Genomic DNA, 21,128 nt, shown 5'->3' with positions numbered 1-21,128 from the left:
ACGTAAACTGACGTTTGTCCGCTCAGCGGGCGGGATATTCCGCAATGGGATTGTCCCCCCGCTGAACCCTTGCAAAACCCCATAAAAAGAGAGTGAAATTGAAACCGACATGCTGAATTTCGTAATTCGACGACTGGCGCAGATCCCGCTGGTCATGCTCGTGTTGTCGTTGATCGTCATCGGCCTCACCCAGCTGCTGACGCCCGAGCAACGCGCCGCCCCTTACATCCGCAGTGAGCAGCAGGCCACGCGCATGGAAGCCATCATCAACCAGTACGGCCTGCGTGACCCCTTTCCGCAGCAGTACGCCCGCTGGGCCAGCAGTACCCTGAAGGGCGACCTGGGCTTTAGCCGCGCCAGCGGCAAGGACGTGAACGAGACCATCAAGGAGCGTCTGCCCGCCACCGTGGAACTGACCCTGGTGACCGCCATTCCCATCCTGCTGTTCGGCATCTGGATGGGCACCCTGGCCGCTCTACATAAAGACAGGTTTTTGGATCAACTGATCCGGGTGTTCGTGACCATCGGTTACAGCGTCCCCACCTTCGTGCTGGGGATCGTGCTGCTGGCGGTGTTCTACGCCTACCTGGGCTGGGCACCGGGGCCAGGCCGGCTGGAAACCATGAACGAATTCCTGGTGGGCGACTATGATCTGGGCGGCGCCAAACGCATCACCGGGATGCTCAGCCTGGACGCGGCCCTGCACGGCGAATGGAAAATCACCTTCGACGTGCTGCGCCACATGATGCTGCCGGCCTTGACCCTCATTACGGTACTGAGTGCCAGCATCGTCCTGGTCATGCGCAACAACATGCTGGAAGTTCTGAACAGCGATTACGTGCGCACTGCCCGCGCCAAGGGCCTGGCCGAGCGCATCGTGAACAGAAAACACGCCCGCCGCAACGCCCTGCTGCCCATCGTGACCCAGGGCGGCCTGCTGGTGATCGGCCTGCTGGGCGGTTCCATCATTACCGAGACCATCTTCGCTTACCCCGGCATCGGGCAGTGGTTCGTGCAGTCCGCGCAGCAACTCGACCTGGCCGGCGTGATGGGGTTCACCCTGCTTTCCGCCCTTCTCGTTGTGGTCATGAGTACCGTCGTGGACATCCTGTACGGTCTGGTCGACCCGCGCGTGAGGTTCGACTGATGACCACTGCCCAAAAGCCCGTTTCGCTGCCCAAAGCCGACCGCTGGGCGAATTTCTGGCACAGTCCCGGCATTCGTAAGCTGCGCCGCAACCCGCTGGCCCTCAGTGGCCTGGCGATCATGCTGCTGTTCCTGCTGATGGCTATTTTTGCGCCGCTGATCGCCAAGCCCAGCGGCAACTGCCTGCGTGACCTGAACATGACCAGCGCCAATCAGGTGTACAACCCGCTGGGCGCCCCCTTCTGGAAGGCCGTTCTGGCCCCGCCGCAGAGCTGTTACAAGATGGAGCGCCTCAGCTTTTCGCAGGAACCCAGCCCGCCCAGCCAGCAAGCCATCTTCGGTACGGTCAACGGCTACAACATCTTCTACGGCCTGATCTGGGGCACCCGTACCGCCCTGAAAATGTCCTTCATCATCGTGGGCATTACCCTGCTGGTCGGCATCATCATCGGGGCCATCAGCGGGTATTACGGCGGCTGGGTGGACAATGCCATTCAGCGCCTCATCGACGTGATTTTCGCCATGCCTGGTCTGGTGCTCACGGTCGTCATCCTGACCATCATGCGGGCCAACAACCCTGGCGGAGACCCCACCCTGCCCATCATCGTGGCCTACACCGTGGCCGGTTGGGCTGCCTACGCCCGCTTCATTCGTGGTGATGTGCTGAAGACCCGCAAACTGGAGTATGTGGACGCTGCCCGTGGTCTGGGGGCCAGCGACTGGCGCCAGATCGCCAAGCACGTGATTCCCAACAGCCTGACTACGGTGTTCACCCTGGCGGTGCTTGACCTGGCGACCGTGCCGCTCGGCGTCGCCGCCCTGTCCTTCCTGGGCCTGGGCTTCGAGCCGGGCTTCAGCGAGTGGGGCCAGCTGGTGGACTTTAGCCGCCAGTGGCTCAAACCCGCCTACTGGTACACCCTGACCTTCCCGGTGGTGTTCATCTTGCTGTTCAGCCTGGCCTTCAACCTGTTCGGCTCGGGCCTGCGAGACGCCCTCGACCCGCGCACCCGCTAAACCACTCCGCGCGGCATTCCCCCCTTCTGGGGGGATTTTTCATTTCCTGGGGAGCCTCGCACATCCAGAGGAGTTCAAGAAGGGCCACCTGCTCAGACTTTTGTCTGGAACGCTTTTGCCTTCTCTTCCTGCTGCCTTTGCCCCTTCAGGGCCGCCACACTTACCTGTTTTTCAGCCAGGTGGCGAGGTCGTGAACCCCCAGGGGGGGGGTGAGGGCGTAGCCCTGCGCGGCGTTGACGCCCAGGTCGCGCAGGGCGTCGAGTTGCGCGTAGGTTTCGACGCCGACGGCGGTGACGCTCAGGCCCAGGCTGTGCGCGATGCTGACGGTGCCCTGCACCAGTTTCATGCCCGGGTTGTCGTCGGGAAGTTTGGCGGTAAGGGTGGGGTGGAGTTTCAGGCCGCTGAGGGGAAAGCGCGTCAGGGCGGTGAGGCTGCTGGCCGCGTCGCCGAAATCGTCCACGATCAGGCGTGAACCTTTAGAGCGCAGGCGCTCCAGAACACCCAGGGTTTCTTCGCTGTGGTCCAGCAGGCTGCCGGCGCTGACCTCCACGTCCAGGGCGTTGAGTTTGGTCATCAGGGGCAGCAGGCGTTCGGCGGCGCGGGGGTGGCGCAGTTCCGCCAGGCTGAGGTTGACGCTGGTGCGCCACTCGCCTTTGCGCAGGCTCTCGCGGATGATGGCGCGGCCCCTGCCGGCCTCGCGCAGCACCCACTCGCCCAGCAGCACGATCAGGTCGCTGCGCTCCGCGATAGGCAGGAAGCGGGCGGGGGAGATGTTGCCCAGCGTGGGGTGCGTCCAGCGCAGCAGCGCTTCGGCACCGATGGCCTGACCATCCTTGAGGCTCACGGCAGGCTGGTACAGCAGGTTGAACTGCTCGGGTTGCTGCTCGATGGCGTAGCGCAGGTCGTTTTCCAGCTCGAAGGTGCGGGCCTGTTCATCGCGCAGGCCCACGTTGAACAGTTGCACCTGCCCGCGTCCCTGGCGTCTGGCGTGCTGCAAGGCCATCTCGGCGTCGGTGAGGGCCTGATCGGGCGCGCCGGGGGGCAGGCCGGCGGTGCCGATGGCGAACGTGATGGGCACCAGGCGCTTGCCGACCCGCAGCGGTTCTTGCAGGGCCGCCTGGATCTTCTGAATGCCGACCTCGGCGCTGCCCGGCAGCAAGAGCGCGAAGGCGTCGTCGGTGAGGCGGGCCGCCACCCCGCCGTTGTCGCTGGCCAGGTCGTTCAGCCGCGCCGCCAGTTGAATGAGCAGCAGGTCGCCGGCGGTGCGGCCCAGCGCAGCATTCAGTGCACCGAAACCGTCCACGTCCACGGCAGCCACCATGCCGCCCGCGGCCTCGGGCCGGGTCAGGCGCTGGCGCAGGCCCACGCGGTTGAGCAGCCCGGTGAGCTGGTCGTGGTTGGCGTCGTGCTGCAACTTCGCGTGGGCGCGTTTCAGGGCAGTCTGGTCGCGCAGGGTCAGTAGCAGGCCGGCCTTGCGTCCAGGGGCCTCGGCATCCATGCGGGTCACGCGCATTTCCAGGTGACGGCGCGTGCCGCCGACAGTCACGCTGATGGCCTCCAGCGTGTAGGGCAGCGGCAGGGCTTTGAAGTCCGGCCAGGGCAGGAGGTCGCCATCCGGGGTGTACAGCTTCAGGCCCATCTGGTCCAGGGTGCGTGTCAGGGCCAGGCCGGCCACCTGCGCCGCGTCGATTTCCAGCAGATCGGCGGCCTGAGCACTGATCAGTTGCGCCCGCCCGGCATGATCCAGCACGATGGTCGCGGCCTCACTAAGGCTCAGCACCTGCGACACCATATGCCCGTTCACCTGACTGCCGGTGTACCGTGCCGGGCCTTCCACGATCAGCAGTTCCGGTGCGAAGGCGCTGTGGCGGGCCGCCAGCATCACCGCGCCGCCGCCGGCCAGCGTGACCTCGCTGCTGGCCGGCTGGCCGCCCTGCGCCGCCTGCACCAGCTCTTTAAGGGTGTCCTGGCCTTCCTCGGTAAAGCAGGGCCAGTGCCACAGCGGTGTGCCCGGCAGGGCCGCTTCGGCTGCGCAGGCGGTCAGGGCCTCGAACCCGCGGCTGACCTGCCTGACTTCACCACTCTGGGCCAGCAGGGCCAGCGGCAGGTCGGTGTCGAGCAGCGCCGCGAGTTCCCCGGCGCGGGCGTACTCGGGCGTCACGTCGTAGGCCGTCCACAGCACCCCCGCCGCCGCTCCACCGAAGTACGGTTTGGCGTCCCCGCGCACCCAGCGCCCCTCCGCGCCGGGCAGCCGCTCGTCTCTCAGGTGCACCGAGCGCCCCGAGGACGCGCCGGCCAGTTGCTGCGCCAGGCTCAGGCTGTCCGGCAAGACACTAGCCAGCGCCTGGCCCACCACGTTCTGATCGGTCAGCCCGAACAGTTCCAGGAAAGTGCGGCTCACCTGCCGGAAGGTCAGGTCCGCCGAGAGCCAAGCGGTGGCCGCTGGCAACTGCGTGATCAGCATGTCCGCCTCGCGGCTGCTGCCTTCCTGGCCGGCGGCGGACAGCAGCAGGGTCAGCACCTCGACGGCGCCGGGGGCCACCGGCGCGTCCGGTGACCACAGCAGGCCCAGCAGCGCCCCGTCACGCGTGAGCCAGGCCAGGTCACCGCCGGCCAGCCACTCGTCGGGCGGCACCAGGGCGCTGCCGGGCGTCACGCTCACGGGCGCGTCGGCCCGCAGACTCAGCACCCGTTCCCCCACGGTGGCCAGCAGCGTGGCGTGGGGTGCGTGGGCCCGCAGCAGGTCACGCAGGGCCAGGTGAAGAACAGGATCAGTTGCAGCGGAGATGGACAAAAGACACCTTTCAGAAGAAATTGTGAGGGCCAGGGGGCGGTGGGCCGGGAGCCAGGCGCGGGAGGGGCGCACACCTGGCATGAACTGAGTCCAGGGTGGCACGCGAACTCTTACGGCCTTCATGCAAGCGGCCTTCATCGAGGCCCCGCCGACCCGGCTTCATCAGTGGGGGCGGCAAAGGCCAAAAAGCCTTATACTTTCTCCTTATGACGAAGGAAAAAGTCCCCATGACCCAGCGGGGTTACGACAAACTCCAGGAAACCCTGCACCGCCTGAAAACGGTGCGCCGCGAGCAGATCAGCGAGTACATGGGCAAAGCCATCGAGGACGGGGATCTGCGCGAGAGTGCCGCTTACGACGAAGCCCGCATGCAGCAGAGCGAGAACGAAGCCCGCATTGCCGACATAGAACTGCAACTGGAACGCGCCCAGATCATCCCCGAGGACAACACTGGCGCCATCGGCCTGGGGGCAAAAGTCGTGCTGAAAGATGCCAAGGGCCTGGAGCGCCAGTTCGAGATCGTCGGCACCTACGAGGTCGATGTCCTGAAAGGCAAGGTCAGCGACGCCAGCCCCATCGGCGCGGCCCTGCACGGCAAGCGCGCCGGCGAGACGGTCGAACTTCAGGGGCCCAAAGGCGTCAACAGGTTCACAGTGGTCAGCGTCGACTACGATTGAGGCGCGGTTCAGAACGGTCTGGCTGAAGGCCCCCAGCGCCATGCTCAAAGTGAGGCTGACCTTCCAGGGGTCAGCTTTGCTGTTTTTCGTGCAGGACGCGCAGCACTTCACCCGCGTGACTGGCCGGGTTCACGCTTTTCCAGTGGTGCACCAGGATACCCTGCGGGTCGATCAGGAAGGTCTGGCGGGCCGCCACGCCCAGCAGGCCGTTCAGGCCGCCCAGCACCCCGTAGGCCTGGCAGATTGCCTTGTCGCCGTCGGGCAGCAGCGGAAAACTGAGCTGGCACTGATCGCGGAATTTCGCCTGGCTGGCTTCCGTGTCGGTGCTGACGCCCACCACCGCCGCGCCTGAACGCCCGAACTCCGGCAGGGCCTGCTCGAACCGCTGCGCTTCGATGCTGCACCCCGGCGTGCTGGCCTTCGGGTAGAAGTACAGCACCACCCAGCGCCCGCGCAGGGCCGTCAGGTCGAGGATTTGTCCGTCGTCACTGCGGGCCTGAAAGGGCGGGGCAGGTTGACCAACTCGCGGCGTCATGCCCTGCATGGTAGCGCTTCTATACGTAGCGCTTCTATACACTGCACTGATGTCCCGCGTGCTCCTTGAACCCCTCCAGCCCTTCGTGAATCAGCGGGTGGTCGTCGGCGTTTCCGGTGGGGCGGACTCGGTGGCCCTCCTGCGGGCGCTGCTGGAAGTGGGGGCGGAAGCTGTCGTCGTGCATTTTGACCATGCCCTGCGGCCCGATTCTGCCGGGGACGCTGGGTGGGTACGTGAACTGGCCGCGCGCTTGGACGTGCCGTTTCACGGCGTGCGCGTGGAGGTCGCGGCGGTTGCCCGCAAACGCGGCTGGAACATCGAGGACGCCGCCCGCCGCCTGCGCTACGACTTCCTGACCCGCGTGGCCCGGCAGACGGGAGCGCAGGCCATCCTGACCGCGCACACCCGCCGCGATCAGGCCGAGACGGTGCTGACCCAGCTGCTGCGCGGCGAAGCTGTTCTCAGCGGCATTGCGGCCGCGCGTGAGCGCATTCGCCGCCCCTGGCTCGGCATTGCACGCCAGGACATCGAAACTTACCTGCACGAACTGGGCCAGGACTGGCGCGAGGACGCCAGCAACGCCGACCCCACCTACAACCGGGCCTGGATTCGCCAGGCCGTCATGCCGGTGCTGCGGGCACGTTACCCCGCCGCCGAGGAAGCCCTGAGCCGTGTGGCCCGCTGGAGCGGCGAAGACGACCGCGCGCTGAGCGGCCTGGCCGCGCAGATCAGGGCGCACACGCCACTGGCGCAGGAACCGCCCGCCCTGCTGCGCCGCTGGGTCAAACAGCAACTGGAACGCGCCGGGCTGGAGGCCCATGTTCACCACCTCGAAAGCCTGACGGGCGCCATTCAGCGCGGGGAGACGCGGCACCTGACACTCCCCGGCGGTTCACAGGTCACGGTGAGCGGTGGACAACTGTACCTGAGCCCCCTGCGCTGGGCTGACCCTGACTTCCCCCTTCCAGCCGGCTGGACTTTGCGCCACAAACTGGACGGTGACCGCATCCGGCTGCCGGGCGGCACGCGAAAAGTGAGCGACCTGTTGACCGACTTCAAGATTCCGCGTGCCGAACGCGCCCGCCTTCCGCTTCTCGCCGTGGGCCAGGACGTGAAGTGGCTCGGTCTCGATCCGCCGGTGTGGGCCACCGGGGCACGCCAGGACGCCAGGCAACCCCTCCACCCGCTCGACGCCGCCATGCGCGAAGCCCTGACCCTGGCCCGCCAGGCCGCCGATGCTGACGAAGTTCCGGTGGGGGCGGTCGTCATGGACGCGCAGGGGAACATCATCGGGCGTGGGCGCAACACCAGCCGCGAGCACGGCGACATGACGCGGCACGCCGAACTGGCGGCCCTGCGCGAAGCCAGCACCGTGCACGGCGCCTACCTGATGGACTGCACACTGGTGGTCACGCTGGAACCCTGCCCCATGTGCCTGGGCGCGGCCCTCGAAGCGCGCGTGGGCCGGCTGGTGTACGCGGCCAGCAACCCGCGATCAGGCGCACTGGGCGGCGTGACCGACCTGCTCAGGGCACACTGGGGCCACCGGCTGGAGGTGCGGGGCGGTTACCGCGCCAGCGAAGCCGCGCGCCTCCTGCAAGGGGCATTCCGGAAATGGCGCGAACCCTAGACACCCGGTGACCAAAGCGGATTGCCGCGCCGCCGCAAGCACCTTGAAAGCCCTACCGCCTGGCTTGTTTTCTCCTTCCGAACTGTGTCTGGCCGAGCATCAAGACAGCCCCCTTCTTTTTGCCAAACGCTGTACTGACCGACCTCCCATTTAACGTCAGGCCGACTGAATACGGGAAAGGACGCTATAGTCGGGGGGATGCCTTGCGGCGGCTCAAGCGTTGACGCGCGTCGCCCCGCTCAGGAGACACCGGCGGCCGGCTTTCTCCCATTTTGACTGCTCCGGCGTGAGTTCAGGGACCGTTCCCGAATTCACTCCATGCCGTTCGAGACAGTATTTACTCGCCCTTCTTTCGTCGGCTGAACCCCAGCATGAGCCATTTTTCCTTCAAAGCCGGAACACTTCAGAATTCATGACGTCACCCCACCCCAGCGCCCTTCCCGAAAAGCCTGTTGCCGCCGTTTCCCGGCCGCCCTGGGTGGTGGATACCTTTCGTGGCCTGGCCATCCTGGAAGTCGTGGCGCACCACGCGACCGGCCTGGGCCTGCGTTATCTGGACGCCGGCAGCGCCCTGCACACCGCTCTGCTGGTCGCCAACCGCCTGCTGCACTTCGCGGTGCCCGCCTTCCTGTTCATGGCCGCCCTGCTGCTGACGCGCAGTCTGTTGCGGGCGCCCGACTGGCGGCGCTACTGGCAGCGGCGCGCGACCCGTGGAGCCTGGCCCTACTTTCTGTGGAGTGGCCTTTACATGCTGTGGTACGTCGTGCTGGGCCAGCGTCCCCAGGAGACCCTGAGCGACCCGCAGAAGGTGCAGTTTTACCTGCTGTACGGCAAGGCCAGTTACCATCTCTACTTCCTGCTGGTGGCCGTGCAGGCGTACGTGCTGATTCCGCTGCTGCTGCCGCTGGCCCGCGCCCGCCTGAGCCTCTGGACGGCTATGGGCGTGGGGGTCATCCTGCAACTGGCCGTCTACTTCCTGAATTTTAGCGTCCTGAAGTGGACCTACCCCGGCAGCGTGGTGCTGTGGTACACCCTGCCGCTGGTGCTGGGCGCCGCCGTGGCTGCCCGATCCGAGGAATTCCCGGCGTGGTTCCGGCGTTACCGCTGGTGGCTGACCGCCCTGCTGCTGCTGGCTGCGGGCGCGTACCTGCCGCTGGCCACGGCGGCCATGCAGGGCCAGCCGGTCAGTAACCTTGCCTACAACCTCAGCACCTGGCTGTTCACCTCGCTGTGCACCCTGGTCATCTACGGCGTTTGCCTGGCCTGGAAGGAACGGGCCGTGCAACTCCGGAACCTGGTGGCCTGGTTTGGCCTGGTGAGTCTGCAGGTGTACCTGCTGCACCCGGCCCTGCTGCAACTGGCGGAACTGTGGTGGCCCCCGGCGGGCAACGGGTGGCAACGGACAAGTGCCGCCCTGCTCAGCGGGTATCTTGCCCTGGTAATCTCGGCCCTGCTGGGGCACCTGCTGCTGCGTTCCGCGCCCCTCAGCCGATTCCTGTTCGGAAGGTAACCCGTGAGAAAACCCGCCCTGTCCCGCCTGCTCCCCGCACTGATTCTTTGCCTGACCCCCACCTGGGCCAGTGCTGGCACGCCCGCTGCCGAGCCGGTGCCCGCTCCCGCGCCCGTCAACACCGTGCCCATCACCTGGGCACAGGTCGGGCCGACAAAATCCGCCTCGCTGCTGGCCGTCCCGGATCACTGCCTGTACACCGACTGCGCCCTGATCGTCGTGTCCCACCCCCGTGGGCAGACACCCGAACGCCTGCGCAGCAGCCCGGAGTTCTCGCGCCTGACCCTGACCCTTTTAAAAGGCCGTTTTGCGGTGCTGCTCAGCAGTGACGGCGGCCCGCTGAGCTGGGGGAGCCCGCAGGGCCTGCAAGTCGCCGCCGAAGCCCACCGCCAGGCCAGTCGCCTGCTGGCCTGGAATGGCCGCAGCTACGCCCTGGGCCTCAGCATGGGCGGCCTGATGGCCCTGCGCAGTACCCTGCCCGGCGGCCCTTACCCGGTGGACGGCCTGGCCCTGATCGACCCGTGGGTCAACCTGCAAGCCGCCTGGCACAGCAGCAGAACCCGGCAGCAGGAAATCAAGGAAGCTTACGGAGAAAACGTCCCGCTGGACACCCTCGACCCCCTGCCCCTGGCCCTGCGGGCGCGCCCACTTCCGCTGTGGGTCGCCAGCAGCCCGGACGACAAGGTCGTGCCCAGAAGCCAGAATGCTGCCCTGCTGCAAAAATACGCGCCCCCGCCGTTTAGCCGCAGCATGGCCCTGAACGGCCCACATCTGGGCGGCAACCGCTTCAGCACGCAGGTAGGCGAGCAGCTGCTGACCTTCTTTCAGACGTTGGAGGAACGCACCGAATTCGATCAGGAAGGGAGCAAGTGGCGATAACGCCACAAAGGCCGTTGGGAACCTAGCGGAGTTTGCTGGGCTGGCAACCGGACGAATTGCACTCGCGCAGGCGGTCATTCAGGAAGTTCAGGCGCGAAACGGTCATGTCATGCGTACAGTTCACGTACACGGTGTACCCGTCCACGCAGTCCCGGTCGCGTTTTGCCATCCACGTCCGTTGCGTTTGCCGCAGCGTTTGTTGCTGGGCCGCAGTCAATTTTTTCAGGAGTTTCTGGTAGGCCACGTTCATTTCGGCGTCCGCCTGCAGGGTCACCTTGTTCACGCAATACACCTGATCGAACGTTCCCACAGGAAAATCGCAACTTTGCTGGGCCTGCGCTGAACCCGTCAACCCCAGGAAGGGCAGGCTGATGGAAAACACGCTCAGGGCAATTACTCGTCTTTTCATTTAATCCTCCACTTTTCCCGTTGATCTTAACCCTGATTGGCTTTGTTCATTCATGGTTTTTGTGGCGGTTGTAGGTGCTCGTTGATTCGTTCAGCGCTTACCTTGGTGAACAGGACGTTCAAGGTCAGCTCCTCAATCATGAGTCTCTTGCGGTAGCCAAAGGTGAATGTCGGCCCGAATTCCTGTTGGCCTGTCCAGAGGGGCGTCCAGGTATTCAGGGCGGGCTTGAAGGTACGCTTCAACGCTGGGGCAGGTATGAAGGAGAACGTGCTTTTGTGCGAGCTTGAACTCTCCGTAGAGGTCTTTCCTTGAGCCTGCCGCCACGAGTACCGGACTTCGTTCGGCGTGGCGATCACATGAATGACGAGTTGACGTATCCCGGAGAACACGGTTTGAGGGTGGGTGGTGCCGTCAAAATTCAACACCATAGTTTTCGCTCCGGCTGGCACATTCAGAATGGCCGTGAGTTCCTGCGGGGCACGCACAGGCGCAGCATGAACAGGGCCAAGCGTCAGGGGCAGCAAAAAAAGCAGCTTCCGCATGTGCAGAAGCTACCATCTGAATATCGGTGACTCAGGAAGATTTGTGTTTTAGCCCCGGAATTCGCGGTCGCTGAAGTCGTCGCGCTGGGGGCGCTGGTTCTGCCCGTCGCGGTCACGGCTCCAGCGGCCCTGTCCGCCGCCGTTGCCGCCCCGGTCGTAGCCGCCGCGGTTGCCGTACCCGCCGCCGCGGTTGCCACCACCACGGTAGCCGCCTTCGTCGCGGTAGCCGCGGTTGCCGCCCTGGTAACCGCCTTCGCTGCGGCGTTCACGGGTGGCCTGCTCGAACAGTTCCGGGAGTTCCTGCGCGATTTCGATCTGAATCTCGCCTTCCAGCGGGTTGGCTTTCATGAGCTTCTCGATGTACTCGCTGGGCACGTCGGCGACGGTGCCGCCGCGCCACTGGCGCACTTTGCCCAGGCGACGGGTATCCACGTCGCTGTTGCGGGCCAGCACCGCCACGCTGCGGGCAATGCTGAGGCGCTCACCGTGCAGGATGACGGTGGTCAGTCCTTCTTCACCGGACAGCAGGCTGGCGGCCTTCACGGGCTCGGTCACGCCGCTGATCTTGGCCAGGGCGCGGGCCAGGGCTTCCAGGCCCAGTTCGCTGAACAGGCGCTCGGCTTCGGCCTGGAAGTTCTGGGCCACTGCGCTGTCCACCTTGCGCACCATGTCGGCGCTGGACTTGGCGCTGGCGGCCGCCACCTCTTTGGGCGTGGGCAGGGCGCGTTCCTTGAACTTCACGCCGGTAATCCGTTCCAGACCCGCCACTTCACGGTTTTCGCGGTCACCGAACATGATGATGGCGGTGCCGGTGCGCCCGGCGCGGCCGGTGCGGCCCGAGCGGTGAACGTAACTTTCGGGATCCTGCGGCAGGTGATACTGCACCACCAGATCGACCTCGGGGATGTCGAGGCCACGGGCGGCCACGTCGGTGGCCACCAGCACGCCCACGCGGCCGCTGCGGAAGGCCCCCAGGGCGCGTTCACGCTGGCTCTGGGCCAGGTCGCCGTGCAGCGCTTCGCTCTCGATGCCACGGTGAATCAGTTCGTTCGCCAGTTCGTCCGCCTCGCGCTTGGTGCGGGTGAATACGATGGCCTTCTCAGGGTTGTACACGGTCAGCAGGTCGGCCAGCACGCGGGTGCGGGCGCGGCCCACCTTCACTTTCAGGTGCTCGACGGTCTGCGCGGCCTGGCTCTTACCTTCGCCGACCATGTCGACCAGCTGCGGGTCACGCAGGTACTTGCGGGCCAGGCGGTTGATGTCGTTCGTCAGCGTGGCGCTGAACAGCATGGTCTGGCGCTCACTGGATGTCTTTTGCAGGATGGTCTCGATGGCGTCCGCGAAGCCCACGCTGAGCATCTCGTCGGCCTCGTCCAGCACAGCGAACTCCACGGCGCTCAGGTCAAGGTTGCCGCGCTCCAGGTGGTCGATCAGACGTCCGGGGGTGCCCACCACGACGTCCACCCCGCGCCGCAGCGCACTTTCCTGCGGTCCGTAGGCGGCGCCGCCGTACACCGTCACGGTGGTCAGGCCCACGCCGCTCTTGCTGAATTCCTCGGCCACCTGTTTGGCCAGTTCGCGGGTGGGCGCCACCACGATGGCGCGGGGCAGGCGAGCGCGCTCGCGGCTGGGTTCCAGTTTGGAGATGATCGGCAGGGCAAACGCCAGGGTTTTGCCGGTGCCGGTGCGGGCGCGGCCGATCATGTCCTTGCCGTTCAGGGTCAGGGGCAGGCTCTCGGCCTGAATGGGGCTGGCTTCCGTGATACCGCGCTCGGCGAGACGCGCCGCGAGTTCGGGCGCGATCAGTTGATCAAAGTTCATTTGTAGTCCTTTCGGGAGAAAACCCCTTGAGAACTCCAAACGCCTTCAGATCGCTGTAAGCAGTGAAAGCTCGTCCTGTAAGTGGGGGGACTCTCCGGCCACCGGGTATCTCCCGGAATGGCGCACGAAAAAAAAGTATACTGGAACCATTCAGAAAACGCAAGGGCAGCAGCGGTTCACGGCATGGCCTCCAGGTACAGCTCCTGAAATTCCCGCCAGGTTTTTTCATAGCGCGGCCGGCCGGTGTGCTCCGTCCACTCCCAGTAGGGCGTGTAGAGGCTGCGCGCAGTTACCACTTCATCCCGGAAAATCTCGGCGCTGAGGCCACGGGCCAGCAGACCGCTCGTTTCGAAGCGTGACAGGACACCCGAGCGGTCATACGCGACCCGGCGTAAATCCACGTTCCAGTCGTTCGTACCGGCGGTCAGCAGCAGGTACTGCGCCCGGGGGTCGCCGTCCGCGGGGGAACCCACCGCGCCCGTGTTGATGACCCGCACCTCCCCGAAGTGCGCGTCCGCCTGCCGGTGGATGTGCGAGGCCACCAGCACCCCTGCCCGCGCTTCCTGCGCCAGTTCCTGCACGCGCTCGGGGCGGCTGCGCTCACTCAGGCCCTCGCGGTAATGCTGCGCGGTGCCGTGCGCCAGCAGGACATCCGGTAAACCCGGCAGGCGGAGGCGCTGGGTCATGGGCCAGTCGGCCGGAGCGTGCAGCAGCCCCGCCCGGTCAAGTTGTTGCACGCTCCATTCGGTCGCGCCCCAGAACGGGTCACCGAACCACGCGGCGGGCAGGGTGTCACTGCGTTCATTCCACAGGCGCAGCAGGTCGTCGTGGTTGCCCAGCGTGAAGGACACGTCGTCCCGCGCCAGCAGGGCTTCGAGCACCTGCACCGAGTCCGGCCCCCGGTTCACCACGTCCCCGTTCACGATGAGGCGCTCTGCCCCCTGCACCGCCATGTCCGTCAGCACGGCGCTCAGCGCGTCCGCGTTGCCGTGAATGTCCGCCATGACCGCTACTCGCACCTCCACATTCTAGGCGCGTCCGTCCCGCTGAACGTCAGCCAAACACCCTCTGCGCGCGGCCTTTGTGGGCCGGTTTCCACAGCGGTCATGTTTGCGGGGCGCGATTCAATTCGCTTTCGCCTGACCCGCTACAATTCCAGCCATGTTGTTTCTGTCGGCGTTGCTGCTCGGGGTGGCTTTCCTGGTGGGGAGTCTGCCCCTGGGGCACTGGCTGCTGGCGCGGGCCGGGGTCAGCAGCCGCCTGAACAATGCGCACAACCTGGGCGTGGAGAACGTGCTGCGGCGCGTGGGGCCGCGCCTGGCCATCAGCAGCGCGGCGCTGGACGCCCTGAAGGGCTTCACGGCGATGCTGATGGTGTCCAGCCTGAATAAGCCGGAGGTGACGGTCATGGCGGCGCTGGCGACCTACCTGGGGCACCTCAACCCGCCCCGGCCGCTGTTCGGGCCGACGCCGCCGCGTGGACGCGGCAATCTGGTGTTGCTGGGGATTCTGGCCGGCCTGGTGGTCACGGGCGCTATTCCCTTCTGGGCCGGCCTGCTGCCCGTGCTGGTGTACGCGGGCGTGGCCGGGTACTGGGGCTTTGTCAGTGCCGCCACCCTGGCGGGCCTGGGCGCCCTGGCGGCGGCGGTGGCCCTGCTGCCGTACAGCCCCGCCCCGAAACTGACCACGCTGGCGCTGCTGGTGGCGGCCGCCTGGCGCTTTAAAGAGAATCTGGGCCGCATCCTGGACGGCACTGAGCCGCGGGTGGGCGAGGACGTTCCGGTGGCCGGCAAACGCGACGATCAGGTGGTCGCCGCCTTCATGATCCACCCCATGAACCTGCATGATTTCTGGTCGGCGCAGCGCTTCGGGTGGCTCAAACCCCTGGTGGAAAAAGGGCTGGTCAGCGAGAAGACCGTGCGCCAGATGGCCGACGAGATGCGCCCCATGAAGGTCGGCGAGTTGCGCGGCATCCAGACCGCGCAGGGCAAGGAAATCCGCTGTTACCTGCTGTCCGCGCCGCTGCTGCCGGACCGGTTCCGCGACGACCCGGAACTGGCCACCCGCCGCGCCATCGAGGGCGCGCAACTGGCCCGTGAACTGGGCGCGGAGGTATTCGGCCTGGGAGCCTTCTGGAGTGTGGTGGGCAACAAGGGCGTGGACGTGCAGGAAGCCGTGCCGGAAATCACCATCACCAACGGTGGGGCGTACACGTCGGGCACCATCAAGGCCGCCATTCCCGGCATTCTGGAGCACTTCGCACAGACCGGGCGCGACCTGAAGCAGGCCACCGCCGGCATTGTCGGTGCCAACGGCGTGGTGGCCTTCGGAATTGCCCGCACCATCGCCCCGCAGGTCGGCAAGGTCATCATGATCGGGCGGGACATGGAGAAGCTGGAACGCAGCGCGAACACCCTGCGCCGCGCCAACCCGGACACCGAGATCGTGACCACCACCAGTTACGACACCCTGAACGTTGCCGACCTGATCTTTTCCGCCACCAGCGACCCCAACCCGGTGATTTTCCCCCCGCACGTGAAGCCCGGCGCCTGGATTTTCGACGAGGGCCGCCCCGCCGACGTGGACGAGAGCGTGCGCGACGTTCCTGGCGTGCGCATCATTCCCGGCGGCCTGGTGATTCCGCCCGGCAGCATGACCACCAACATCGACCTGCAATTCGGGGAAGGGAACGTTCCGGCCTGCCTCGCCGAAACCCTGATCATCGCCGCCACCGGCGAACACGGGCGCAAAAGCCTGGGGCCACAGACGCTGAGCGAGAACATCAACTTCTTTGTGGAGGAAGCGCAGAAACTGGGCTTTCAGGTGGTCGACTGAGCCGCTGACTCAGCTGCTGGCTCGGCCACTGACTGAGCCACTTGGCGCATGTCGATTGCAGCCTGTCACGCTATAAATAAGGTGACGGGCCTTGATCTTTTCTCTACCTAAAGGGCAATTGTGCGCTGGAATACTCAGCCCCAGGCAGGCCGCGCACACAATAAGACCATCCGAATGAAGCCTCTCGCCCCCTTCCTCCCCAGCCGACCAGCGGGGAGTACTGCGGCCTGTGCCCTCTGGTCACGGCGCCCAGGACAGGAGTCAACACTTTGACGGACATTACGAACACCGCCGCCCAGACCCCGCCCGCCGCCACCGACAGCGTTACCCTGGCGGATCAACGCGAAGCGTACGCGCTACTGGGAGCCGGTGACGCCAACCTGCGCCGCATGCGCGAACTCACCAAAGCCAAAATCATCGCCCGCGGCGAGACCATCACCGTGACTGGGGACAGCGCCGACGTCGAATACGCGGGCCGCATGATCCGCGACGCGCTCGACGTGGTGCGCGGCGGCGGGGAACTCACGCCCGAAAGCCTGCTGCGAAGCGCCCGCCTGAGCGGCGAGGGCCGCAGCCTGGCCGCCGAGACGCAGGTCACCGGCCTGAGCTTGCCACGCGGGCTGAAACCCAAGACCCCCGGCCAGAAACAGTACCTCGACTTGATCGACAAATCCGACATCACCTTCGGCGTCGGCCCAGCCGGGACGGGCAAAACCTATATGGCCGTGGCCATGGCTGTGCAGGCCCTCAAGAACAAGAAAGTCAAGCGCATTATCCTCACGCGCCCCGCCGTCGAGGCCGGCGAGAAACTGGGCTTTCTGCCCGGCGATCTGCAAGCCAAGATTGACCCCTACCTGCGCCCGCTCTACGACGCGCTTCAGGACATGCTGGATCAGGAGAAATTCGAGTCCTACCTGACCAGCGGCGTCATTGAGATCGCGCCCCTGGCCTTCATGCGCGGGCGCACCCTGAACGACGCCTTCATCATTCTGGATGAGGCGCAGAACACCACCGGCGAGCAGATGAAGATGTTCCTGACCCGCATGGGTTTTTCCAGCAAGGTGGTCGTGACCGGGGACGTGACACAGATTGACCTGCCGCGCCACATCACCTCCGGCCTGGCGGTGGCCAAACGCGTCCTGAGCCGAATCGACGGCATCGGCTGGCACGAGTTCACGGAAGTGGACGTGGTGCGTCATCCGCTGGTCGGACGCATCATCAAGGCCTACGAAGTCGCCGAGGAAGCCGAAGAGGACAGACGCGCGGCGCGGCGCGGCGAGTTCGCCAGCATTCCCGAAGACGAGAAAGACGTCAGGTAAATCAAAACCGAATGGGCCGGAGCTGTATGCTTCGGCCTTTTTGTGTTCATGCAGGAAAAGAATGGTGTATCCCCATTCATGGGCAAACAGCCCGCGGCCTACGCGCCCTGGGCATGCCCCACCACAGAGCCTCCTCGCTTGCGGTTCGGCAGCCGCCTGGACTGTCCAGCCTGGCCGTGACACTCGACATCACGCACGAACAGGAGCGGCCCGCCGGATTCCGGCAGTTAGACGGTGAGACCGTTAGACGGTTAGACTCCCAGCGTGATTGACCTGATTCCCCAAAAACGTCCTCCTGCGGGTTTGCGTCCTGCCTTGCGGGCGAGTCTGGAAGCCGTAATGGAGCATTTCAGCGTGGCTGACAGGGAAGTCACGGTGGTGCTGGTGGGCGATAAGGCCATTCAAGCGTTAAAACTGGAACACTGGGGGGAGGACGCCGCCACGGATGTGTTGAGTTTCCCCACCTGGGAACCCGGCGACCCCTTTATGCCGCCGCACCTGGGAGACATCATCATCAGCCTGGATACGGCGGGTCGGCAGGCCGAAAGCCGGGGGCACAGCCTGACGCGGGAAGTGGCGCTGCTCGCCAGCCACGGTCTGACGCACCTGGTAGGACATGACCACCCGCACGCCGAGGGCCTGGGCTTCGAGGAAGGCGCCACCGGCACGGAATGGCGGGTGTTTCACGACGCCTGGAACGTGGCGAAGGCTGCTCTCCCCGATGAGGTCTGACGGTTCGGCCCTCAGCCTGAAACGCTGGTGGCGCTCGGCGGGCTTCGCCTGGGCGGGGATCGCGCACACGTACCGCACCCAGGCGAACTTCCGCATAGAAGTGGCGGCCGCCGTCATCGCCGCTGCCCTGGCTCTGGCCCTGCAAGCGCCCCTGACGCCCATCGTGCTTTGCTGCACGCTTGTCCTGAGCCTGGAGGTGGTCAACACCGCGCTGGAAGCCCTGACGGACCTTGCCAGTCCCGGGATTCATCCTCTGGCCAAGATCGCCAAGGATGCCGCCGCCGCCGCCGTGCTGATCGCCAGCCTCGGGGCCTTGCTGGTGGGCCTGGCCGTGCTGGGGCCACCCCTGCTGAAACTCGCGGGCCTTCAGCCGTGACGCTGTAGCCCTGACAGCTGTGGCCGTGGCAGCTGTGGCCTGAGCGCTGGTCAGAACACCACGGTCTTGTTGCCGTGTACCAGCACGCGGTCTTCCAGGTGGGCCTTCACGGCGCGGGCCAGCACCTGCCGCTCGACATCGCGGCCCAGACGCATCAGGGTGTCCGGCGTTTCGCGGTGCGTGACCGGAACCACGTCCTGCGCGATGATCGGCCCGGCGTCCAGTTCCTCGGTGACGTAGTGGCTGGTCGCGCCGATCAGCTTCACGCCCCGCTTGAACGCGGCGCGGTACGGGTTGGCGCCCACGAACGCCGGCAGGAAACTGTGGTGAATGTTGATGACCGGCCGCCCGAACTCCCGCAGGAAGTCCCCGGACAGAATCTGCATGTAACGCGCCAGCACCGCGAAATCTGCCCCGGCCTCGCGCATCAGGCGCACCTGCTCGGCCTCCGCCTCCGCCCTGTTCTCCTGCGTGACCGGAATGACATGGAAGGGAAGACCGAACATCTCGGCGTCCCGGCGCAGATCCTCGTGGTTGGAAATGATCAGGGGAATCTCCACGTTCAACTCGCCGCGCCGCTTGCGCCACAGCAGGTCAAGAAAACAGTGGTCGTACCGGCTGACCAGCAGCGCCATTTTCTTCGGCGTCGAGGCGGAGTTAAGCTGCCACGCCATGCCGAACGGCCCCGCGACCACCTCCTGAAAGGCCCGCTCGAACTGATCGCGCGCCACGTCCAGATCTTTCAGGTAGAACTCCATGCGCATGAAAAACGTTCCGCCGCTGGGATCCGTGCTGTGCTGGTCACTGTGAATGATGTTCGCCCCGTGGTTGTGCAGAAACTGCGACACCGCCGCCACGATTCCCCGCTGATCGGCGCAGCTGATGGTCAGGGTGGCGGTGTTCGGAGCGTCCAGAAGCCCGGTGGTGAGCGCAGTCATCCTCGGAAAATACCCCGGAGTCGGTGTTAGCCTGAGCAGGACATGCAAACAAACCTCCTGGCTTATGACCCGGCCAAGCACGCGCAGCTCATCACCCACTACTGCCTGTCGGCGCAGCCGAACGAGCGCCTGCTGGTGGGCGGCAGCACCGCCTCCCTGCCGCTGGTGGGCGAGGTTCACCGCGCCATGCTGCGGGCCGGGGCCCGGCCGGTGCTGCGCCTCACGTACCCCGGCCAGGACGAGGATTTCGCCGCCCTGGCCAGTGACGCCGTGCTGGACAATGTCCACGCCGCCGACCTGGAGGACGTGCGCGGCCTGGACGGTTCCGTGCGCATCATCGTCAGCGAAGACCTGCCGGAAGTCGATCCCAGGCGCCGCGCCCGCCTGCTGGCCGCCCGCGCCCCCCTGCAAAGCGCCCGCGCCCGCAAGAAATGGAGCCTGACGCTGTACCCCACCCCGCACGGCGCCCGGAAAGCCGGCATGACGCCCGAGCAGTACGAGGACTTCGTGATGCGGGCCATGTCCCTCGACCGGGCCGATCCTGTGGCCGCCTGGGGCGAGCTGCGCGAACGGCAGGCGCAACTCATCGAGCGCATTTCCCGCGCCGACCAGGTGCAGATTCAGAGCGCCAACGCCGACCTGACCCTCAGTGTGAAGGGCCGCACCTGGGCCAACAGCGACGGCAAACGCAACATGCCCAGCGGCGAAATCTTCACCGGGCCACTCGAGGACAGCGCCAGTGGCTGGGTGCGTTTCGACATTCCCGCCACGTACCAGGGCGTCATGGTGCGCGGCGCCCGCCTGGAATTCAAGGAAGGCAAGGTCGTGGCCGCCACCGCCGACGAGGGCCAGGACACCCTGCTGGCCGCCCTGGATACCGATCCCGGCGCACGCTTCCTGGGCGAACTGGGCATCGGCACCAATGACGGCATTCAGCAGCCCAGCGGCAACATCCTCTTCGACGAGAAAATAGGCGGCACCGTCCACCTGGCGGTGGGCCGCAGCTACCCCGAAACCGGCGGCACCAACGAAAGCGCCGTCCACTGGGACCTCATCACCGACCTGAGAAACGGCGGCCGCCTGCTGCTGGACGGCGAAGTGTGGCAGGAGAACGGGGTGTTCGTGGCAGGGTAAGCCTGGACAGCTCCCTTCGGCACTTATCCCTCCGCAAGTTCGTTCGGTTCCAGAAAGAAGGCGATATCGGTTTCGTAAGCGTTCGGGTCAGGCGTCTGAGGAACGCTTTTGACATAAATTTCGGCGGTGCTGCCTGTCAACCTTAGTCCCCGGCGCAGGGCTTCCTCGGCCACCCCAGAGTAGGCCGCGCCTGTTTTCTCGTAAGGCCCCACGAAACGCCCAATGAACGCCGGCTGACTTTGAACGTTCTTTACCTCGATCCGGCCTGAGGGGTGCACGTCGCCGGAAACGGGCAGACAGACTTCCACCACACCTGTTTCACCATCACCACCTGCGTGCCGGATGAAGAAACTGGGGGCGCTGACCTCATAGCCCTGGGCTTTTTTGTAGGCCATGAGTTCCTGCAAAGCCTGCGGAATCACCTCGTAATGCGGTGGCTGGAGGGTTTCCCGAATGCTCAGCACCTGCTGGGCGGGAAGATGTTCTAAACGGTAATCCATAACGTTCTCCTTGAGCAGGGCCCGAAGGTTCCGCAACGCCCCTTCGCGCTCCGCGATTTCCGTTCGCAGGCGCCTTTCATGCTGGCTCAGCACCTGCGCGCCATGGTCTGGAGACTGAAGAAGCCGCTTTATTTCAGGCACAGGTAAACCCAGCTGCCGCCAGTGGCGAATGTGAATACCGAGGCTTACCTGCGCCACGCCGTATTGCCGGTAACCGCTGGTCTCGTCGATCCACTCGGGCTTCAACAGGTCAATGTCGTCGTAGTGCCGCAGGGTTTTTGGCGATAAGCCCGTCAGCAGCGCAAATTGAGAAATCAGCAGTCGTCCAGCCATGCAC

19 protein-coding genes are annotated in these 21,128 nt (G+C 65.6%); 11 read left to right on the top strand and 8 right to left on the bottom strand.

Going from position 1 to position 21,128, the window contains the following annotated elements; genetic code table 11:
• Nucleotides 1-109 precede the first annotated feature (109 nt).
• The gene (locus E5Z01_RS04455) at nt 110-1,147 is read left to right on the top strand and encodes an ABC transporter permease (protein WP_119763293.1); all 1,038 of its coding nucleotides are present in this window, start codon (nt 110-112) and stop codon (nt 1,145-1,147) included.
• Nucleotides 1,147-2,160 (top strand): ABC transporter permease, encoded by a 1,014-nt coding sequence (locus E5Z01_RS04450; RefSeq protein WP_119763291.1) that lies wholly within the window; start codon nt 1,147-1,149, stop codon nt 2,158-2,160. The genes E5Z01_RS04455 and E5Z01_RS04450 overlap by 1 nt, the downstream gene beginning before the upstream one ends.
• Nucleotides 2,161-2,320: 160 nt before the next feature.
• On the opposite strand, the gene E5Z01_RS04445 is transcribed toward E5Z01_RS04450, so the two are convergent.
• Nucleotides 2,321-4,954 (bottom strand): EAL domain-containing protein, encoded by a 2,634-nt coding sequence (locus E5Z01_RS04445; protein WP_240738182.1) that lies wholly within the window; start codon nt 4,952-4,954, stop codon nt 2,321-2,323.
• Between the two features lie 206 nt (nt 4,955-5,160).
• On the opposite strand from E5Z01_RS04445, the gene E5Z01_RS04440 reads away from it, so the two are divergent.
• Nucleotides 5,161-5,631 (top strand): transcription elongation factor GreA, encoded by a 471-nt coding sequence (locus E5Z01_RS04440; protein WP_135228275.1) that lies wholly within the window; start codon nt 5,161-5,163, stop codon nt 5,629-5,631.
• A gap of 70 nt (nt 5,632-5,701) precedes the next feature.
• On the opposite strand, the gene E5Z01_RS04435 is transcribed toward E5Z01_RS04440, so the two are convergent.
• Nucleotides 5,702-6,166 carry a peroxiredoxin gene (locus E5Z01_RS04435; protein WP_135228274.1) on the bottom strand — a complete coding sequence of 155 codons (465 nt, stop codon included), beginning with the start codon at nt 6,164-6,166 and terminating at the stop codon, nt 5,702-5,704.
• A gap of 49 nt (nt 6,167-6,215) precedes the next feature.
• Between E5Z01_RS04435 and tilS the strand changes: the two genes are divergently transcribed.
• From tilS to E5Z01_RS04420, 3 genes are all read left to right on the top strand, one after another.
• On the top strand, nt 6,216-7,796 hold the full coding sequence (gene tilS / locus E5Z01_RS04430) for a tRNA lysidine(34) synthetase TilS (RefSeq protein ID WP_135228273.1): 1,581 nt from the start codon (nt 6,216-6,218) through the stop codon (nt 7,794-7,796).
• A gap of 412 nt (nt 7,797-8,208) precedes the next feature.
• Nucleotides 8,209-9,306, top strand: a complete 1,098-nt coding sequence (locus tag E5Z01_RS04425) for an acyltransferase (RefSeq protein WP_135228272.1) — start codon at nt 8,209-8,211, stop codon at nt 9,304-9,306.
• A 3-nt stretch (nt 9,307-9,309) separates the two neighbouring features.
• Entirely contained in the window at nt 9,310-10,185 is an 876-nt protein-coding gene (locus tag E5Z01_RS04420; RefSeq protein ID WP_240738181.1) for an alpha/beta fold hydrolase, read from the top strand.
• A gap of 22 nt (nt 10,186-10,207) precedes the next feature.
• On the opposite strand, the gene E5Z01_RS04415 is transcribed toward E5Z01_RS04420, so the two are convergent.
• The 4 genes from E5Z01_RS04415 to E5Z01_RS04400 form a co-directional block, all read right to left on the bottom strand.
• Nucleotides 10,208-10,594: a lysozyme inhibitor LprI family protein gene (locus E5Z01_RS04415; RefSeq protein ID WP_135228271.1), complete on the bottom strand. Its 387-nt coding sequence runs from the start codon at nt 10,592-10,594 to the stop codon at nt 10,208-10,210.
• 50 nt (nt 10,595-10,644) lie between these two features.
• The gene (locus E5Z01_RS04410; protein ID WP_135228270.1) at nt 10,645-11,079 is read right to left on the bottom strand and encodes a hypothetical protein; all 435 of its coding nucleotides are present in this window, start codon (nt 11,077-11,079) and stop codon (nt 10,645-10,647) included.
• 105 nt (nt 11,080-11,184) lie between these two features.
• The gene (locus E5Z01_RS04405; protein WP_135228269.1) at nt 11,185-12,957 is read right to left on the bottom strand and encodes a DEAD/DEAH box helicase; all 1,773 of its coding nucleotides are present in this window, start codon (nt 12,955-12,957) and stop codon (nt 11,185-11,187) included.
• 176 nt (nt 12,958-13,133) lie between these two features.
• A complete protein-coding gene (locus E5Z01_RS04400) occupies nt 13,134-13,976 on the bottom strand; it encodes a metallophosphoesterase family protein (RefSeq protein ID WP_240738180.1) in 843 nt (280 codons plus the stop codon).
• 142 nt (nt 13,977-14,118) lie between these two features.
• Here E5Z01_RS04400 and E5Z01_RS04395 point away from each other — a divergent pair, with 142 nt between their 5' ends.
• From E5Z01_RS04395 to E5Z01_RS04380, 4 genes are all read left to right on the top strand, one after another.
• Entirely contained in the window at nt 14,119-15,792 is a 1,674-nt protein-coding gene (locus tag E5Z01_RS04395; protein WP_135228268.1) for a glycerol-3-phosphate acyltransferase, read from the top strand.
• Nucleotides 15,793-16,061: 269 nt separating this feature from the next.
• Nucleotides 16,062-17,111 (top strand): PhoH family protein, encoded by a 1,050-nt coding sequence (locus E5Z01_RS04390; RefSeq protein WP_135228267.1) that lies wholly within the window; start codon nt 16,062-16,064, stop codon nt 17,109-17,111.
• A 264-nt stretch (nt 17,112-17,375) separates the two neighbouring features.
• Nucleotides 17,376-17,843 (top strand): rRNA maturation RNase YbeY, encoded by a 468-nt coding sequence (gene ybeY / locus E5Z01_RS04385; protein ID WP_135228266.1) that lies wholly within the window; start codon nt 17,376-17,378, stop codon nt 17,841-17,843.
• Nucleotides 17,833-18,219 carry a diacylglycerol kinase gene (locus E5Z01_RS04380; RefSeq protein WP_135228265.1) on the top strand — a complete coding sequence of 129 codons (387 nt, stop codon included), beginning with the start codon at nt 17,833-17,835 and terminating at the stop codon, nt 18,217-18,219. The genes ybeY and E5Z01_RS04380 overlap by 11 nt, the downstream gene beginning before the upstream one ends.
• Before the next feature lie 50 nt (nt 18,220-18,269).
• Here E5Z01_RS04380 and purU read toward each other — a convergent pair whose 3' ends face one another.
• Nucleotides 18,270-19,157, bottom strand: a complete 888-nt coding sequence (gene purU, locus E5Z01_RS04375; RefSeq protein WP_135228264.1) for a formyltetrahydrofolate deformylase — start codon at nt 19,155-19,157, stop codon at nt 18,270-18,272.
• 42 nt (nt 19,158-19,199) lie between these two features.
• Here purU and E5Z01_RS04370 point away from each other — a divergent pair, with 42 nt between their 5' ends.
• Nucleotides 19,200-20,291, top strand: coding sequence for an aminopeptidase (locus E5Z01_RS04370; protein ID WP_135228263.1), 1,092 nt, complete (start codon nt 19,200-19,202; stop codon nt 20,289-20,291).
• Nucleotides 20,292-20,314: 23 nt separating this feature from the next.
• On the opposite strand, the gene E5Z01_RS04365 is transcribed toward E5Z01_RS04370, so the two are convergent.
• On the bottom strand, nt 20,315-21,124 hold the full coding sequence (locus E5Z01_RS04365; RefSeq protein ID WP_135228262.1) for a MerR family transcriptional regulator: 810 nt from the start codon (nt 21,122-21,124) through the stop codon (nt 20,315-20,317).
• Nucleotides 21,125-21,128: the final 4 nt, after the last annotated feature.

The sequence above is a fragment of the Deinococcus fonticola genome, from assembly GCF_004634215.1.
GTDB lineage: Bacteria > Deinococcota > Deinococci > Deinococcales > Deinococcaceae > Deinococcus > Deinococcus fonticola.
This window is presented reverse-complemented; position numbering and strand designations above follow the sequence as displayed.